The 16236-nt window shown below is 73.0% G+C and carries 14 protein-coding genes and 1 pseudogene; 7 read left to right on the forward strand and 8 right to left on the reverse strand.

Annotated features, from left to right (window positions below; all coding sequences use genetic code 11):
- Positions 1 to 344: 344 nt before the first annotated feature.
- A complete protein-coding gene (gene pdxR / locus QRX50_RS23980) occupies positions 345 to 1730 on the reverse strand; it encodes a MocR-like pyridoxine biosynthesis transcription factor PdxR (RefSeq protein ID WP_285974144.1) in 1386 nt (461 codons plus the stop codon).
- Entirely contained in the window at positions 1727 to 2620 is an 894-nt protein-coding gene (locus tag QRX50_RS23985; RefSeq protein WP_285974145.1) for a sigma-70 family RNA polymerase sigma factor, read from the reverse strand. Before QRX50_RS23985 ends, pdxR begins: the two co-directional genes overlap by 4 nt.
- 114 nt (positions 2621 to 2734) lie before the next feature.
- On the opposite strand from QRX50_RS23985, the gene QRX50_RS23990 reads away from it, so the two are divergent.
- On the forward strand, positions 2735 to 3211 hold the full coding sequence (locus QRX50_RS23990) for an RrF2 family transcriptional regulator (protein ID WP_353074167.1): 477 nt from the start codon (positions 2735 to 2737) through the stop codon (positions 3209 to 3211).
- A gap of 64 nt (positions 3212 to 3275) precedes the next feature.
- Here QRX50_RS23990 and QRX50_RS23995 read toward each other — a convergent pair whose 3' ends face one another.
- The 3 genes from QRX50_RS23995 to QRX50_RS24005 form a co-directional block, all read right to left on the reverse strand.
- Positions 3276 to 3689, reverse strand: coding sequence for a cupin domain-containing protein (locus QRX50_RS23995; protein ID WP_285974147.1), 414 nt, complete (start codon positions 3687 to 3689; stop codon positions 3276 to 3278).
- Positions 3690 to 3824: 135 nt separating this feature from the next.
- The gene (locus tag QRX50_RS24000; protein WP_285974148.1) at positions 3825 to 5393 is read right to left on the reverse strand and encodes a TROVE domain-containing protein; all 1569 of its coding nucleotides are present in this window, start codon (positions 5391 to 5393) and stop codon (positions 3825 to 3827) included.
- Positions 5394 to 5786: 393 nt separating this feature from the next.
- On the reverse strand, positions 5787 to 6119 hold the full coding sequence (locus QRX50_RS24005; protein WP_285974149.1) for a nuclear transport factor 2 family protein: 333 nt from the start codon (positions 6117 to 6119) through the stop codon (positions 5787 to 5789).
- 112 nt (positions 6120 to 6231) lie between these two features.
- On the opposite strand from QRX50_RS24005, the gene QRX50_RS24010 reads away from it, so the two are divergent.
- From QRX50_RS24010 to QRX50_RS24030, 6 genes and pseudogenes are all read left to right on the forward strand, one after another.
- A complete protein-coding gene (locus QRX50_RS24010) occupies positions 6232 to 7044 on the forward strand; it encodes a MerR family transcriptional regulator (RefSeq protein WP_285974150.1) in 813 nt (270 codons plus the stop codon).
- Positions 7045 to 7339: 295 nt separating this feature from the next.
- Positions 7340 to 7594, forward strand: a complete 255-nt coding sequence (locus tag QRX50_RS24015) for an MFS transporter (protein WP_285974151.1) — start codon at positions 7340 to 7342, stop codon at positions 7592 to 7594.
- Positions 7491 to 7898: pseudogene (locus QRX50_RS49690) on the forward strand (MFS transporter); the annotation flags it as partial. The gene QRX50_RS24015 and the pseudogene QRX50_RS49690, both read left to right, overlap by 104 nt.
- A 79-nt stretch (positions 7899 to 7977) precedes the next feature.
- The gene (locus QRX50_RS24020) at positions 7978 to 8313 is read left to right on the forward strand and encodes an MmyB family transcriptional regulator (protein WP_285974152.1); all 336 of its coding nucleotides are present in this window, start codon (positions 7978 to 7980) and stop codon (positions 8311 to 8313) included.
- 122 nt (positions 8314 to 8435) lie between these two features.
- Positions 8436 to 8915, forward strand: a complete 480-nt coding sequence (locus QRX50_RS24025) for an ATP-binding protein (protein ID WP_285974153.1) — start codon at positions 8436 to 8438, stop codon at positions 8913 to 8915.
- 309 nt (positions 8916 to 9224) lie between these two features.
- Positions 9225 to 10493 carry an AI-2E family transporter gene (locus tag QRX50_RS24030; RefSeq protein WP_434533311.1) on the forward strand — a complete coding sequence of 423 codons (1269 nt, stop codon included), beginning with the start codon at positions 9225 to 9227 and terminating at the stop codon, positions 10491 to 10493.
- Between the two features lie 8 nt (positions 10494 to 10501).
- On the opposite strand, the gene QRX50_RS24035 is transcribed toward QRX50_RS24030, so the two are convergent.
- The 3 genes from QRX50_RS24035 to QRX50_RS24045 form a co-directional block, all read right to left on the reverse strand.
- Positions 10502 to 10963, reverse strand: a complete 462-nt coding sequence (locus QRX50_RS24035; RefSeq protein WP_285974154.1) for a DUF7144 family membrane protein — start codon at positions 10961 to 10963, stop codon at positions 10502 to 10504.
- A 102-nt stretch (positions 10964 to 11065) separates the two neighbouring features.
- Positions 11066 to 13474 (reverse strand): winged helix-turn-helix domain-containing protein, encoded by a 2409-nt coding sequence (locus QRX50_RS24040; protein WP_285974155.1) that lies wholly within the window; start codon positions 13472 to 13474, stop codon positions 11066 to 11068.
- Positions 13475 to 13585: 111 nt separating this feature from the next.
- Positions 13586 to 16147, reverse strand: coding sequence for a winged helix-turn-helix domain-containing protein (locus tag QRX50_RS24045; RefSeq protein WP_285974156.1), 2562 nt, complete (start codon positions 16145 to 16147; stop codon positions 13586 to 13588).
- Positions 16148 to 16236: the final 89 nt, after the last annotated feature.

The following is a 16236-nucleotide window of genomic DNA, read 5'->3' on the forward strand; positions in this document are numbered from 1 at the left end:
CGCCGGGGCGGCGCCCAGGGGCGGTCCGGTGGGCTCGGCTCTGGCGTGGCGAAGGGCGCGCTGGTGTGGCCTGGCGTTCCGGTGGCCGGCCTGGCCGGAGGGATTCAAGCCGGGCCGGCGTTTGCGGGGCACCGCAGGGCGTGGCCCGGTGCGCTCGGTCCGGCGTGGAGAAGGACCCGTCGGCGTGACCTGGCGAAAGACCGCTGTCCGGGAGCGCGGCCGGAGGGCTGCACCCTGGGGCCGCCGGTCGCCGCTGCGCACAGGCGTGGTCCGCGGCCCGGTGGCAACAGCCCCGGGTGAGGACCGGCGTGAGTCGCCAGGCCGAATCGCCGACCTCAGCCGGGTCACCAAGCGGCGATCTCGGCGCCCTCCAGCAGCCGGGCCAGGGTGTCCAGCGCTGGGTGCCACGAGTGTTGCGGTGGGGTGGCGTAGCCGAGGACCAGGCCGGCACGGGGGTCGGTGCCGTGCCAGTAGCCCGAGGTGTGCAGGCCCAGCAGGCGGACGCCCGCGTGGAGGCCGGTGTCGACGAGGCGCTTTTCCTCTTGCCACGACGCCAGGGGGAGCAGGGCGTGGAGGCCGGCGGGGACGCCGTCGAGGGGGACGTCGGTGAGGGTGGCGAGGCGGGTGGCCAGTTCGGCGCGCCGCTTCTGGTAGGTGGCGCGGGCGCGGCGGACGTGGCGGTCGTAGTCGCCGCGCCGGAGCAGGTCGGCGAGGGCGAGCTGGCCGGGGGCGCCGACGGACGCGCCGGTGACGGCCAGCGCGTCGAGGACCGGGATGCGCAGCCGCGGCGGCAGCACGAGCCAGCCGAGGCGCAGGCCGGGCGCCAGGGATTTGCTGGTGCTGCCCGCGAAGACCACGCGGGACGGGTCCAGGGCCTGCAGCGCGCCCACGGGCTGTTTGTCGTAGCGGAACTCGCCGTCGTAGTCGTCCTCGATGACGAAGCCGTCGCGGGCGCGGGCCCGGTCGAGGAAGGCCGTGCGCAGATCGGGGCTCAGGACGACACCGCGCGGGTGCTGGTGGGCGGGCGTGAGCAGCACGGCGCGAACGTCCGGATCCAGCGCGGCAGGGTCCGCGCCGAAAGGACCCACGGGAAGCGGTGCGGTCGCGAGTCCGGCGCCGTGGATGAGGCGCCGGTGGTGGACGAGGCCGGGGTCCTCCGTGCCGATCACGGACAGCCCCGACTCCCGCAGGGCCCGCGCCAGCAAGGCGAGGCCGTGGGTGAAGCCGGTCGTGATCACGACGGCCTCGGCTTCCGCGCGGACACCGCGCGTTCGTGACACGTACGTGGCCACGGCTTCGCGCAGCAGCCGTGAACCGGCCGGGTCGCCGTAGTCCAAACTGGACGGTCCCGCCGCCGCCAGGGTGCGTTTCACGCTGGCCGACCACAGCGTGTGCGGGAACAGGCTCAGATCCGGGCGCCCCGGCCGGAGGTCGAGCAGGCGCGGCTCGACCTCCGGCACCGCCTTCGCCGCGGGGAGCCGGGTTTCGGCGACGCGGGTGCCCGACCCGGTCGTGCTCACCAGCCAGCCCTCGGCCACCAGCTGCGCGTAGGCCTCGACGACGGTGCCGCGCGCGATCCCGAGGTCGTCGGCCAGGCTGCGGGTGCCGGGCAGGCGCGTGCCGGCGGGCAGCCGCCCGGACGTCACCGCCTCCCGCAGCGCGGCCTCGATCGAGCGGGCCCGCGGTTCGCCGCCCGCCTCGAGGTGCAGGTCGATCCCGAGCGAGCTCACCCCGCGACCGCCGCGGCCAGCCGGGCGAGCTTCGCCGGGTTCACGACGAAACAGACCTGGTCGATGCCCAGCGGCGACGCGTCCACCCAGCACGCCGCGAGCGGTTCGCCGGCGCGCGAGACGAGCACCACGTGCTGCCCGTTCGCCGCCACGACGGAGGTGTCGACCTGCTGCCCGTGGATTCCGACCGTCCGCACCAGGTACTGCGCCACGCGTTCGCGGCCGGCGATCGGTTTGCGCGCGGCCGTGACCACGCCGCCACCGTCCGAGTACGCGACGGCGTGCTCGGCCAGCAGGCTCTGCAGACCTTCGAGATCACCCTGCTGCGCCGCCGCGAGGAACGCCCGCAGCAACCGGTCGCGCTCGGCGGGACTCACGCGCGCGCCGCGTTCACGGGTCACGTGGCCCCGCGCCCGGTGGCTCAGCTGGCGCGCGTGCTGCTCGCTGATGTCGAGGAACCCGGCGATGTCGCGGTACGGGTAGTCGAAGGCCTCCTTCAGCACGTACACCGCGCGCTCCTGCGGAGTGAGCCGTTCGAGCAACACCAGCACGGCGAGTTCGAGCGCCTCGCCGCGCTCCACCGTGACGTCGGTGCCGTCGGCGGTGGGGATCGGTTCGGGCAGCCACGGGCCGACGTAGAGCTCGCGGCGCGCCCGGGCCGAGGTCGCGGCGGTCAGCGCCAGCCGGCTCGCGGTGGTGACGAGGAACGCCTCGGCGTTGCGCACCACGTCGCGATCCGTGCTCTGCCAGCGGATCCACGTGTCCTGCACCACGTCCTCCGCGTCGGCCGCCGTGCCCAGCAGCCGGTAGGCGATGCCGAACAGGCGCGGGCGCGCGGCTTCGAACGCCGCCACCGCGTCGGTCAGTCCACCACCGGCCACTTCGGTCACTTCGCCGCTCCTCGTGCGCTGCAGGGGATTCCGATGGTGGCAGGTGCGCTCCCGTGCCCGCAACCGGAACCTTGACTTCCAGGGTCCAGATTGTCTAGGGTGGCGGCCGTGCGGATGAACCAGGGTGTCGAGTGGTCCGTCCACGTCCTGCTGTCGCTCGCGTGGCTCGACGACGACGAACCGGTGTCCACCGCGTCCCTCGCGGCCAGCTACGAGCTTCCTGTGGCGTACCTGAACAAACAGCTGCAAGCCCTCGTGCGCGCGGGGCTGCTGCGTTCGCTCCCGGGCGCGCGCGGCGGATTCGTGCTCGCGCGCCGGCCCGAGGACATCACGCTGATGGACGTGGTCGCCGCCATCGAGGGTCGGGAGTTCGCGTTCCAGTGCACCGAGATCCGGCAGCACGGGATGGGCCAGGAGGCGCCGCAGAGCGCGTTCCGCCGCAAGTGCGCGGTCGACTCGGCCATGCAGCACGCCGAGCTCCAGTGGCGCAAAGCCCTGGCGGCCAAGACGATCGCCGACATCCGGGCCGAAGCCGACAGCCACGCTCCTTCGGCCGCCCGGCTCGCCCGCAAGGCCTACGGACGCGCCTGACGAGAAAGGCCTGCCGCCTCCGAATCGGAGACAGCAGGCCGGGGACAGCAGGCCACGCAGACGGTCAGGCCGAGCGGCGGGCCTTCGGGTGCCGCAGGTGGTCGCGTTCGCGGATCTCGTCGTCGTCGAGGAACGTGAGCATCGGTACGTCGGGCGCGCAGACCATGCAGACCACGAACTTGCTCTCGATGTCCTCGCGCAGGTTGCCGGCCTGGTAGTGCACCACCTCGCCGCCGGGCTCCCAGAACGCCTCGCCGGCCTTGATCGGGTAGGGCTCCTCGCCTTCGAGCTCGAAGAGGATCTCGCCTTCGAGCACGTAGCCGAACACGGGACCGGAATGCCGGTGCGGGCCGCTGCCTGGGTCGCCGGGCGGGATCGAGACGGTGCCGACCATGAAGTGCGCGCCCTCCGGGACGAACGGCGGGGTGCGCGTGAGCAGGTTGTCGTAGGTGCTGCGTGAGCCGGGTGAAAGAATCATACGTCGAGGTTAGGTCCGCGTCCGCGCGCGTGACCGGTCCAGTCGAAGTCCGATTTCCTGTACCGGTTGGGCCGCGCCACAAGCACTGTCGCAATCGGACGGTGGTCATCCGGGACCACCGTCCGATCGCGACAGTCAGAACGGCCAGTCGGCGTCGCGCCCGGCCTCCAGGAGCGGGATCATCCGGAAGGCCTGGTCGGTCAGGCCGCCGAACGTGTGCCGGTAACGGCCGCCGCTGGGCGCGTGGCCACGCTCGTACCCGGCCAGGTTCCACGTGTACAGCGGGGTGGCCGCCGGCACGGACCGCCCGACGTCGCCGTGCGCGGCCTGCTCGTCGGTGAGGATCACGACGCGGTCGTGGCCGCGCTCGTGCTTCCCGACGGCCAGCTGCGTGTCGGTGCCGTTGCCGAGGAAGTACCCGTCGGCCCTCCAGCGGTCCACCGCCTTCAGCAGCGACTCCCGCTGCCGCAGCGGGAACTCGCGGGTGTCGTCGGAGAACGACACGATGTCGGCCTTCTCGCACCGCTGCCCGAGCGCGAGCCCGAACACCGCGGCCGCGTCCCACCTCTTCAGCGTGCCGTCCTTCGAGAACCGCGAGGTCATCGACCACGAGGTGTCCACCAGGATCAGCGTGCGGCCCGGCAGCACCGGGACGTTGGCGAGCGAGTGCGTGATCGCCTGTTCCAGCGCCCACGCCCACCGCAGCGACGGGGCCGCGCGGTAGGCCGAGAGGAACCGCATCGGCAGCTGACGCGACCGCGCGACTTGCTCCGGGTCGGCGAGCCGCGTGGCGACGGCCTGCGCCACCTCGTCGGAAACCCCGGCCTGGTCGAAGTTGCGCAGGTTGCGCAGCAGCGCCATGTAGCCCATGGACGGGATCATCGACTCCCACGCGGCCGAGGTCAGCGGCCCCTGGAGCCACCCGGCGAGCGACTCCCACGTCATCCCGGCGCGGCGCAGCGCCTCGGGCGCCGTGGCGGACTCGACCAGCTCGCGCCGTCGCTCGACCGGCCACGCCATCAGCTCCCGGTGCGCGCCGAGAGTCCCCAGTGCGGCCGGGATCTCGCGGTCGGCGTGGAAACGGACGTCGAGGACGTGCTCGAACAGCGCGTCCTGCCAGCCGACGCGCGGGCCGGGGTGCGTCAGCCCGAGGACGTCGGCGAACCGGAACCCGCGCGCGTCGGAGTCCCACTTGAGGTAGGAGCTCTCGGTGTAGAGGCGCTGGGCGGCGTCGGCGATACCGCGCTTCACCGGCTTGGGCACGGCGCGGCCGTGGACGCCGGTCCAGTAGGCCAGCAGCTCACCCGGCTCGTCGGCCCGCTGGAGCACGCTGTTCACGGCCTGGCGCGACAGCCCTTCGAGGCCGGCCTCACGCCGGGCCGCCGCGAACTCGGCCGCGCCGACCAGCGCCGCGGTCCGCAGGTTCGCTTCCCGGCGCAGCCACGCGAGGAAGCGGACCGTCCACTCGGGATCAGCCAGCGTCGCGGCGCGCACGAGCTCGGCGTAGCGGGTGTCGCGCTGTTCGGCGCTCTCGTAGAAGGTGTGCTCGCCGACCATGTTGGTCACGGCGAGCAGGAACAGCTCGCTCTTGGCATCGCGTGCGTAGCCGGGCCCGCCTTCGTAGGTGTGCCCGCTCGCGACGGCCTCGCTGGAGATCGGCGAGCGGGCCGCCCGCAGCGCGCCGAGGATGTTGAACTTGGCCATGGGTCGACCCCCTCTGTTCGTGTGTGTGGTCATGGGAAGGGAGCAACAGTTTCAGGTGTGCCCGAGAAAAAGTCGGCCACGGTACGTTTAGCCGCTCTACCGGATTGAGCTACACCCCGATATGTCGGGGTGACGGGATTCGAACCCGCAACCTGCCCGTTGACAGCGGAAGTAACCGTCACCTGCGCACCGGGCACACCTGAAATTGTTGCTCCCGAAGAAGCTTTCGGTCCGGTTCGGTGCGCCCGGGAAAGATCGGCCACGGTGTACAGGAATCGAACCTGCGAGCACCAGTGAAGTAACCGTTGCCTGCGCACCGGGCACACTCGAACCTTGACGGTTACTCTAGCCGCGCGGATCCGGTGGTGTCGCGGGGTTTTTCCGGTACCGGCTTCAGGGTTCGATGACCAGCCGCGAGATCAGGCCGTGGTCGAGCGTGAAGCGGAAGTGCAGATCGACCTGCCCGCCGGGGAAATCGCCTTCGAGGTGGTGCGTGGCGACGACGTGGTCGTCGTCGATCTGCTCGGTGGCGATGAGCGTGCTGGTGTAGGTGTGTTCGCTCGCGGCGCCCTCGAGCCAGCCGCGGATTTCGGCGGGGCCGTGGTAGGTGCGGCCGTCGTCGGCGACGGTGGCGTCGGGGGTGAAGTGCGGCAGCGCGCGGTCGGCGTCGCGGGTTTCGTGCGCGGCGAGGTAGCCGACGACGGTCTGCGGCAGTGCGGTGGTCATGCTGGGCCTCATTCGTTCGGATCGGGATGACAGCACCACCGTCGGCCCTCTCCCGGGGAGAGAGCCAAACCCGAGTTGACCCTCTCCCCGGGAGAGGGTGCACAGTGGCGGTATGCGGTCAGGCCTGACGATCGGCGAGTTCGCCCAGCTCACGCGCTTGAGCGTGCGCACGCTGCGCCGGTACCACGAGGCGGGGCTGCTGGCTCCCGCGTCGGTCGACGACGCCACGGGCTACCGCTACTACGCGCGCGAGCAGATCCCGAACGCCCAGGTGATCCACCGCTTGCGCGAGCTCGACGTGCCGCTGGCCGAGGTGAAACACATCCTCGCCGCGGGGGATCCGCGAACGCGCGCCGACCTCGTCGCCGGCCACCTGCGACGGCTGGAGGACCGGCTGGACCGCACGCGCGCCGCGGTCACGTCGTTGCGGCGGCTGCTGAAGCCCGACGTCGAGGAGCTGGCGGTCGAGCTGCGCTCGGTCCCCGCGCGGACCGTCGCGGCGATCGAGGCCACTGTGGACCTCGACCACGTGCTGCAGTGGTACGACGTGGCGATGTCCGAACTGGACGCCGCTGTCGCCGGCCGCGAGGGCTTCACGCCGCCGGGCGGGCTGTACGACAACGAGCTGTTCACGTCCGGCCGGGGCACGGCCCTGGCCTACCGGCCGGTGCCCGACGCCCCGGCGGTCGGCCGCGTTGCGCCGCACACGCTTCCGGCCACGGACCTCGCCGTGACAGTGCACGTCGGCGACCACGACGACCTCGACGTCGCCTACGGCCGGCTGGGCAACTGGGTGGTGGAGCACGCGCTCGCGGTGGCCGGTCCCGTGCACGAGACCTACCTGTGCGGCCCGCGCGACGACCCGGACCCGCGGGCGTGGCGCACGGAGATCGGCTGGCCGGTGTTCCGGGTTTCGCCGGTCTGAGACCACGCGGGTGGCGTCGGCCGCGGGAAGTAGTCGTGGACGGGGTCCTGCGGGAGTGCGGTGTCCTCGAGGAGCTGCTGCGGGACGTGCTGCTCGACCGGCTGCCGGGACCGCAGCTCGCCGCGCTCCGTCGCGTGGCCGGGCCCCGAGTCTGCGCGAATCGTTCAGCGGACCGCTCCCGGCGCGGTGAACGTGGCGTCGATCTCGTCCCCGTCCGGGCTTCGCGGGTTGACCGGTCCCCTCGGCAGCCTCAACGTCAACATCGCGCGCGATCGGGCCCGCGCTGGCCGGGTTCGTGCTGGCGCTGACCGGGCCGGTGGTGTTCGGCATCAACGCCGTGTCGGACCTGCTGATCCTGGTCGCGGTGCTGAGGTGGCGGCGCACCACCGCCGAGCCGGCCGGCTCGGCGGAACCTCTGCTGCCCGCCTTGCGGGCCGGAATCCGGTATGTGCGGTACGCGCCCGGTGTCCGCCGGATCTTGGTGCGTGCCTCGGTGTTCGTATTGCCGGCGTCAGCGTTGTGGGGGGCTGCTGCCGGTCGTGGCCTCTGACCGGCTCGCCCTCGGTTCCGGCGGCTACGGCGTGCTGCTCGACGCCCTCGGCCTCGGAGCGGTGGGCGGTGCCGTGCTGATGCGGCCGATGCGCGCGCGGTTCGGCCGCAACACGCTGCTGGGGGCCGCTACCATCGCGTACGTGGTCGGGGTGTTCGCCGCGGCGTTGCTGCCGAGCGCGGTGGTGGTCGTGGTGCTGCTCGTGCTGGGCGGAGCCGGCTGGCTGGCGGGTCTGTCCACATTGAACGCCACGCTGCAGCTCGCGCTGCCCGCGTGGGTCCGCGCGCGGGCGCCGGCGGTGTACCTGATGATCTTCCTGGGCGGCCAGGGTGTCGGCGCGCTGATCTGGGGCCTGGTCGCCGCCGCGGGGCGCGGCGGCGACCTTGGCCGTCTCCGGCGTGCTGCTCGTGATCGGCTTGCTGCGCCTCGCGGTCGGCTGCGACCCCGAAGACTTGCTCGCCCGGCGGCTGGTGACCGAGCTGTCGGCGACCAGCTCCCCGTTCCGCCGCGTCTCGGCCGACCACCGCGTGGAGGCGACCCCGCGCTCGACGAACCGGATGTTCCACCCGGTCGCGGGCGAGCTGAACCCCTACGTCGAGCACCTGGCCTCCCAGGGCGCCGGCGGGCAGAACCTTTTCACGTTCGTTCCCAGCCCCGGGACAGGTACCGCGGAAGCGGTCGACAAGATCCTGGCCAGGGAAAACGTGCCGGTGAGCTGACCTTCGCGGGCACAGTGGGCCATGGCCTGGCGGGACCGGAGCCACCTGCAGTGATTCATTCGTGACCCGATCGGGTAAGTCGACAGGAAGCGCGCTTACCGCGGATCGGGGAGGTGGTGGCGTTGACCGGGGCCCGAAGTGCCGGCCGTCCGGGCACGTGGGTGCTGCCGCTGCACGGCACCACGGCGGCGACGGTGCGGACCATGCGCAGATGGGTGTCACAGCACTTGGACACGCTGGGTGACGAGCATCGCGACGACGTGCTCCTCGTCGCCACCGAATTGCTGGCCAACGCCCACGACCACGGCGGCGGACCGCGCCACCTGCAGCTGTGGCACAGCCTGCGCCCGTGCACCGTGCGGGTCGAGGTGGCCGACCGCAACCTCGTGCAGCCGACGATGGGCTTGTCGCGCCTGCCCGGCCCGCGCGGCCGTGGGCTCCTGCTCGTCGACCGCCTGTCGGTGACGTGGGGTGTGCTGCCCGAGACCGAGTTCGAGCGCAAGACGGTGTGGGCGCAGATCCCGTGCCTCGGCCGGTGTCCCCGGCCCGGGCGGACGGGCGAGACCACCTACGGCGGCGGGTCCGGCGAGCTGGCCGGCTGAGGCCGCGACTGTCCCCTGTGGACGGACTGACCTCCCGAGGGTGACCTGGCCGCCGTGGTCGCTGTCGCGTGTCGCGGCGCCGCGGACCCGCCCGCGGGAGCCCCGCCGCCGACGCTTCCGTCGCGTCGGCCCAGGTCTCATCCTGCGCGGGTGAAGCGCGAGCTGTGTGCGGACGGTGACCGTATCCTCGGGACCCGCCGGCCGGAGCCGCCGCGCAGGTCCGGCCACACCGGAGTGACATCGGGGAGTCGCCCGTCGACGCGGGGCACCGCCGCAGCACCCCAACCCGGACGAGGGTGAGGTGGTCTCGTGAAGCTGCGCGGACGAACCGGTGCCACGGAGTCGAAGCCGAAGCGCAAACGCTCCGAACCGACGCCGCTGGCGGCGACGTTCCCGCCCGGGAGCGTGCTGCCCCGAGTGCTGGTGATCATGCTGGGGGCCGCGTCGGTGGTGATCACGCTGGCCGGGGTGCGGGCGATCGCGTTCATCGTCGGTCCCGTGTTCCTGGCTCTGGTCATCGTGATCACCGCGAGCCCCGTGCAGGTCTGGCTGCTGCGCAAGGGCTGGCCTCGCTGGCTCACGACGGTCGTGCTCGTCACGGTGGTCTACCTCGTGATGGTGGGCCTGGTGTTCGTGGTGATCGTGTCGCTGGCACAGCTCGCGACGCTGCTGCCGCAGTACGCGGAGCGCGCGAGCGAACTGCTGCGATCCGCGACGGATCAGCTCGCCCAGTTCGGGGTCGGGCCGCAGCAGCTGCGGGAAGTGGCGTCTTCGCTGGACCTCGGCAAGCTCGCGGGCTTCGTCGGCTCCCTGCTGTCCGGCATCGGCGGTGTGCTCACCAACCTCGTGTTCCTGCTGGCGCTGCTGCTGTTCGTCAGCACCGAGGCCACGTGGTCCGATCAGCGCCTGAACGCCATCGACAGCGACCGGCCGTGGGTCACCGCCGCGTTCCACCGCTTCGCCGAAGGCACTCGCAGCTACATCCTCGTGACCACCGTGTTCGGCTTCATCGTGGCGGTGCTCGACGGCGGGGCGCTGGCGCTCATCGGCATCCCGGTGCCGATCCTGTGGGGGCTGCTCGCGTTCGTCACCAACTACATCCCGAACGTCGGCTTCGTGATCGGGGTGATCCCACCCGCGTTGCTGGGCCTGCTCGACGGCGGCTGGAAGAAGATGCTGGTCGTCATCGTGGTGTACGTGGCGCTGAATTTCGTGGTGCAGTCGCTGATCCAGCCGAGGTTCGTGGCCGGCTCCGTGGGGCTTTCGACGCTGGTGACGGTGCTGTCCCTGGTGTTCTGGGCGTGGCTGCTCGGGCCGCTGGGCGCCATCCTCGCGGTGCCGGCGACGCTGCTGCTCAAGGCGCTGTTCGTGGACATCGATCCGACGGCGGGCTGGGCCGACGCACTCATCCGCATGATCGGGAAACGGCCCCCGCCGGCGGCTCCGGAGCCGGTGAGCGAGGAAACCGGGGTGGCGACGGACGGCGAATCCGTCGTGGACACGGAAGCGCCGCCCACGGTGAAACCGCGTGCGGACGCCGGTGCGGACCCCGGCGAACCGGGGCCCGCACCGGCCTGACCGCCCCGTCAGAGCTTCTGCATCTCCTTGCCGTGCACCGCGAGTGCGTAGATCACGAGCACGTCGACGGCGATGACGATGATCGCCCACAGCGGGTACGCCGGCAGGAACGCGAGATTGACGATCGCGCTCAGGCCCGCGAGGACGATGCCGGTGATCTGCGCGACCCGGTTGCCCATGAAGACGCCGATGCCGACGACGATCAGCAGGGCCCCGAGCGCGAGGTGCACCCAGCCCCACGTGGTGTAGTTGACCGAGACGACGAGGCCCGTCTCGTCGACCACGAAATAGCGGGTGTTGAGCAGCGCGACGAGCCCTTCGATCACCTGGAACGCGCCCAGCAGCATCATCATGGTCGCGGCGAAGGCGACCCAGCCGGTCCAGCCGCTCGGTATCGACTGGCCGTCCGGGTAACGGCCGGTGGTTCCGCCGGCCTCGGTGTGCGGCGCTCGTGCTCCCGTGTCGGTCATGGTGAGAGTCCTCTCGTGTCCGCGGGATCCGTGCCCGTGCCGGGCTTGCGGAAAGCGTCGAACTAAGGCGCGGGTCCGGCCTCATCTGTCGCGGATGAAGCCTCACGCGAGACCGTGTTCGCGGGCGACGAGCACGGCGTCGCGGCGGTTGGTCACGCCGAGTTTCACGTAGATCGCGCGCACGTGGGTTTTCACGGTGTTGACGGACACGGTCAGGTCCGCCGCGATCTCGTCGAGTGAGCGTTGTGACGGCAGCCGCAGCAGCACGACCTGCTCGCGCTCGGTGAGGCGGTCGTCCACGGGAGCGGGGTCGAAGCGGCGCAAGCGGTCGCGGACCGACGCCGCGAAGCCGTCGAGCCGCCCGAAGCCGCCCGAGTGGTCCACGAGCAGGTGCCGCACGGCCGGGTCGGCCAGCGCGAACGGCCGCACGAAGTCACCGCCGACTGCCAGGCCCAGCGCGTGTTCCAGCGTCCGCAGCGCCTCGGTGCGGCGCCCGGCGCGCAGGGCGAGCGCGGCCTCGATGAGCTCGATGTCGACGGCGGTGGTCGGCAGCAGCGCCGCGCGGCGGGTGCGCACCGCGGCCGCGGCCTCGTCGGGCCGGTCGGCCCCGAGGTGGGTCCACGCCTGCATCAGGTCCAGCTCGTGCGTGTGGGGGAGGTGGTCGCGGGCCCACCGCAGCACTTCGTTGGCGTGCAAGGGTTCCCCGAGGAACACGGCTGCGTGGTGCTCCAGCACGGCGACGAGCGCGGCCGGGCCGGCGGCGAGCTCGCCGAGGTCGTGGCGGGCGCGGCGCATGGTCTCGAGGCCGTCGCGGCGGTCCTCGCTGTCGAAGTGCGCCGCGCCGCCGAGGAAGGCGCCCAGTGGTGTGGCCGCGTCGCACGCTTCGCGGGCGGCGGCCGCTGGATCGAGCCGGAGCAGGTGGTCGCCCGCGAGCACGAGCCGGCAGACGGCCAGCCACGGCGAACGCGGCCAGCCGTGCCGGGCGGCGAGCTCGACGGCTTCCTGGCCGGCCGCGCGGGCCGCGTCCTGGTGGCCGTCGAAGGCGCCGGCCACGGCGATCGCGGCCAGGCCGTGGAGCACGAGGTAGTCCTGGCCCTCGGCGCGCGCGGTGTCGAGGGCGTCGCGGACGCGCGTGGTGGCGTCGCGCCACGCGCCGCGGTAGAGCGAGGACCACGCGCGGTCGAGGTCGGCCCAGGTGCCCGGCTCGGTGGGTTCGGGCCCGTCCGGACGGCGGCCCTCGGCCAGCGCGCGGTGGCGGGCCAGCAGGGGGTCATCGGGCGGTTTGGTCGGATCGCCGCTCTGGATGGCGGCGAGCGTGCGGGCGGCGCGCAGGCCGGGATCGACGTCGTCATCCAGGTGCGCCAGAGTTTCGCGGACGGCGTGGTCGTCGCCGGCGAGCAGGCACGGGATGGCATGGGCGTGGAGGAGCTCGACGATGCCGTCGCGGTCGAGGCCGGCGACGGCGTGTTCCAGGGCCTCGCCGATGCGGTCCTCGTTCGCGAACCAGCGCGCGGCCGTGGCGTGCAGCTCGCTCGCGAGGCCGGGGTAGCGCAGGTCGAGGTCGGCGCGCAGGTAGGAGCGCAGCAACGGCTGCACGCGGTAGGAGGCGCTGGGGTCGTCGATGCGCGCGACGAGGAACGTGTGCCGCTCCAGCTCGGCCAGCACGGCGCCGGCGTCTTCGCGCGCGGCCAGCTCGCGGGCCAGGGCGGCCGGCACGGCGTCGCACACGCTGATGCGGCGCAGCAGCTCGGGCGCGCCTTCCGGCAGGCGGGCGAGCACCTCGTCGGCCAGGAACCCGGCCACGGAGCGGTCGTCGCCGTCGAGCTGGGTGAGGAAGGCGTCGACGTCGGCCCCGGTCCGCAGCGACACCGCGGCCCAGTGCACGGCGGCGGTCCAGCCCGCCGTGCGCTCGACGAGCCGGCGCACGTCGTCCTCGCCGCAGCGCACGCCAGTGACCCGCAGCAGCTGCGCGGTCTCCGCGGTGGTGAACCGGAGGTCGTCCGCGCTGACGCGGGCGAGGTCACCCTGTACCCGCAGGCGCGCGAGCTGCAGCCGCGGATCGGCGCGCGCCGCGAGCGTGAGGCGCAGTCCGGCGGGCGGGGTGCGGATGAGCGTGGTCATGTCGTGCAGCGGGCCGGCGTCCACGATCTCCTGGAAGTCGTCGAGCACCAGGCGCACCGGGGTGGGCAACGCGTCGAGGGCGTCGACGAGCTCGGCGAGGAAATCGGCGCGGCTGTCGCCTTCCGGCGCCGCGACGGTGTGGACCCGGCTGTCGGCGGGCACCGTCTTGTCGAGCGCGCAGAGGATCGCGGACCAGAAGCGGTGCGGATCGTTGTCGTCCGGGTCCAGGGAGACCCACGCGACCGGGCGGGTCGTGGCCCATTCGGCCAGCAGCGCGGTCTTGCCGAAGCCGGCCGGCGCGCAGACGGCCGTGACGGGACTGGCGGCGGCCGCGTCGAGCGCCTCGAGCAGTCGTGGGCGCGTCACGAAATCCGGTGGCAGCAAGGGCATTGTCACCTTCGCGCCCGGCACCCGCCACCGGTTGGTCCCCGACCGGCCGGCTCCACTCACGCCTTCGACCGTAAGGCGTCGCTGTGACCAGGGAAGGGCCGAATGTCCCAACTAACTGTCCACGAGACCACGCCGGACGGCCGAACGCACGGCCTCCCGTCGCGAGCCGACGCCGAGCTTCCGGTACAAAGCGCGGACGTGTGTTTTCACGGTGTTGGGCGACACCATGAGGTCTCCGGCGATCTCGTCGAGCGAGCGGACCGTCGGCAGGAGGCGCAGCACCGTCCGCTCACGTTCGGTGAGCGCGACGGCGTCGGGCTGCCTGCCGCGGACGGCCCGCGCCTGGCGCAGGTCGGTGGTGAAGCGGTGGCCGCCGGGCACGTCGAGCAGCGCCAGGTCGAGCACCTCCGGGGCCGCGGTGACGAGCGGGCGGAGGACACCGAGCCGTTCGGCCGGGCCGAGCGCCTTCGCGACGGCACGGCGCGCACGGACGTCCTCGCCGCAGCGCAGGGCGATCTCCGCCTCCAGCAGCCAGGCCGTGACCGGTGTCCACGTCAGCACCGGGTCGACCGCGCCGTCGAGCAGCGGGCGCAACAGATTGCGCGCGTGGCCGTCGCGCCCGAGCACGACCTGCGTGCCGGCGCGGATCAGGAGGATCTCGGCGGCCGACGGTATCCGTTCGCGGGCCCAGGTGAGCACGTCACGGGCGGTTTCGCCGCGGCCGAGGCGCGTGGCGGCGTCGTGCTCGCACACGGCGGCAAGGGCGACGACGCCGTCGGGCAGGGGAGCGGGGCCTTCGGCGAGGCGGGCGTCGGTCATGCGGCGCAGCCCGGCCGAGCGCTGCCCGCCGTCGAAGCGCGCGGTTCCTTCGAGGGTGGCGGTCAGGAGCGTGAGGCCGGCCTGGCCGAGGGCGTCGGTGGTGGCGAGCACGCCCGTGACGCGGTCGATCTGGGCGAGGCAGGCGGACGCGTCGGCGCGCAGCAGGGCGCCGCAGGCGAGGAGCAGCGAGGTTTTCGCGCCGGCGACGGTGTCGCGCCAGCCGTGGGTTTCGGCGAGCTGGTCGGCGTCGTGGGCGAGGGCGGCCATGGCGCGGAAGTCGCCCGTGGCCGCGGCGACACCGGCGAGCGCGGTGAGGCACTGCTGTTCCAGGTGCCCGTGGCCGTGCGCGCGGGCGAAGGCCAGCGCCGACTCCACGGGCCGGCGGGCCTCGACGGCGCGGCCCGCGGCGAGCAGCGCCTGGCCGGACTCCAGCAGCGTCATGGCGCTGAGCGCGGAACCCTGCTCGGCGACGGCGTCGATGTCGCCTTCGAGGGCGCCCGCGGCGTGGGCGAAGCGGGAGTCGACGAGCCCGCGCAACGCGTGCAGCTCGCGCGAGGGCTCTCGGGGCCACGCGCGTTCGGCCAGCGTGACCTGGGCGCGTGCGGCGCCGGGGCGGGCGGCGTCGAGATATTCGAGGGCGCCGGTCAGGGCGAGCCACGGGTCGTCGCCGACCACCTCGTCGCTGAGCGCGGCGCGGGCGCGGCGCAGCACGTCGTGTTCGCCGGCGAGCAGCAGGTCGAGCGCGTGGCGGCGCAGCAGGTCCGCGACGAGTGCGGCGTCGCCGGCCTCCAGCGCGTGGGAGACGGCGTCGCCGGCCTGGTGGCGCGCGCGCAACCATTCGGCGGCGCGCCGGTGCAGCGCGGGCACCTGGCGGGGCGTGCGCAGCATGAGGTCGGTGAGCAGGTGGGCGCGCAGCAGCGTGTGCAGGCGGTAGATCCGGCGCCCGGCACCGGTGCGGAACAGCATCGCCGTGCGGTGTTCCAGGTGCGTCAGCACTTCGCCGGCGTCGGCGCGACCGGAGAGCGCAGTGGCGAGCGAGGCGGAAACGCTTTCGCAGACGCTGATCTCGCGCAGGAACTGACGCTCCTCTTCGGACAGCGGCGCGAGGACCTCGTCGACGAGGTAGGCGCTCACCGTCGGGTCGGCGCCGGTGAACTCCGCGCCGCCCTTCAGGGTTTCGGCCGCCAGGCGCAGCCCGCTCGCCCAGCCTTCCGTGCGCGTGACGAGCCGGTCGACCTGCTCGGGACCGATGGTGACGCCTTCGGCGGTCAGAAGCGCCGCGGCTTCGTCCGGGCGGAATTGCAGCTGTTCGGAGCGCAGGTCGGCGAGCCGACCGGAAAGCCGCAGCCGGGCGAGGGGGAGCGGCGGATCCCAGCGCGTCGACAGCACGAGCCGCAGCCCACGTGGGCGCAGGCGAAGCAGCTGTTCCACGTCGCGCAACGGTTCCGTTGCCACGAGCTCGTGCACGTCGTCGAGGACCAGGCGCAGCGGCTCGGGCAGGGTGTCGAGGGCGTCGACGAGGTCGGCCAGGAAACTCGGGCTGTCCGCGTCGAAGTCGTGCAGGCCGGGCGCCGCCGGGGCGAGCGCGTCGAGGAGGCCGGAGCGGAACCGGTGCACGTTGTTGTCGGCGGCGTCGAGCGAAAGCCAGGCCGCGGAACCGAGTCCGCCGCTACGCAGCCATTCCGCGAGGACCAGAGTCTTGCCCGACCCCGCGGGCGCGCACACCATCGTGGCGGCTTCCGGCGCCGCGCGATCGAGCGCGTTCAGCAGCCGCGGCCGGGACACGAACCCGTCCGGCAGCTCGGGCACAGTCCTCTTGCGCCGCGGCACGCGCGGCTTTTCGTTGTAGGACACCCTGTTCTCCCTCCGGCCCCGCCGTCACCCACTGTTGCACGCCCACCGCCCGAACACGAGCTCATCCGGCACGGGCGAGGACGCCCACC

Origin of the sequence: Amycolatopsis sp. 2-15 (assembly GCF_030285625.1) — a bacterium.
GTDB lineage: Bacteria > Actinomycetota > Actinomycetes > Mycobacteriales > Pseudonocardiaceae > Amycolatopsis > Amycolatopsis carbonis.

What these genes read in the sequence shown, in the direction of transcription:
- QRX50_RS24005 (WP_285974149.1), bottom strand. Translation starts at nt 6,119, where the DNA reads ATGACCACCGCACTGCCGCAGACCGTCGTCGGCTACCTCGCCGCGCAC.
- QRX50_RS23990 (WP_353074167.1), top strand. Translation starts at nt 2,735, where the DNA reads ATGAACCAGGGTGTCGAGTGGTCCGTCCACGTCCTGCTGTCGCTCGCG.
- QRX50_RS23995 (WP_285974147.1), bottom strand. Translation starts at nt 3,689, where the DNA reads ATGATTCTTTCACCCGGCTCACGCAGCACCTACGACAACCTGCTCACG.
- QRX50_RS24010 (WP_285974150.1), top strand. Translation starts at nt 6,232, where the DNA reads ATGCGGTCAGGCCTGACGATCGGCGAGTTCGCCCAGCTCACGCGCTTG.
- QRX50_RS24000 (WP_285974148.1), bottom strand. Translation starts at nt 5,393, where the DNA reads ATGGCCAAGTTCAACATCCTCGGCGCGCTGCGGGCGGCCCGCTCGCCG.
- QRX50_RS24035 (WP_285974154.1), bottom strand. Translation starts at nt 10,963, where the DNA reads ATGACCGACACGGGAGCACGAGCGCCGCACACCGAGGCCGGCGGAACC.
- QRX50_RS24040 (WP_285974155.1), bottom strand. Translation starts at nt 13,474, where the DNA reads ATGCCCTTGCTGCCACCGGATTTCGTGACGCGCCCACGACTGCTCGAG.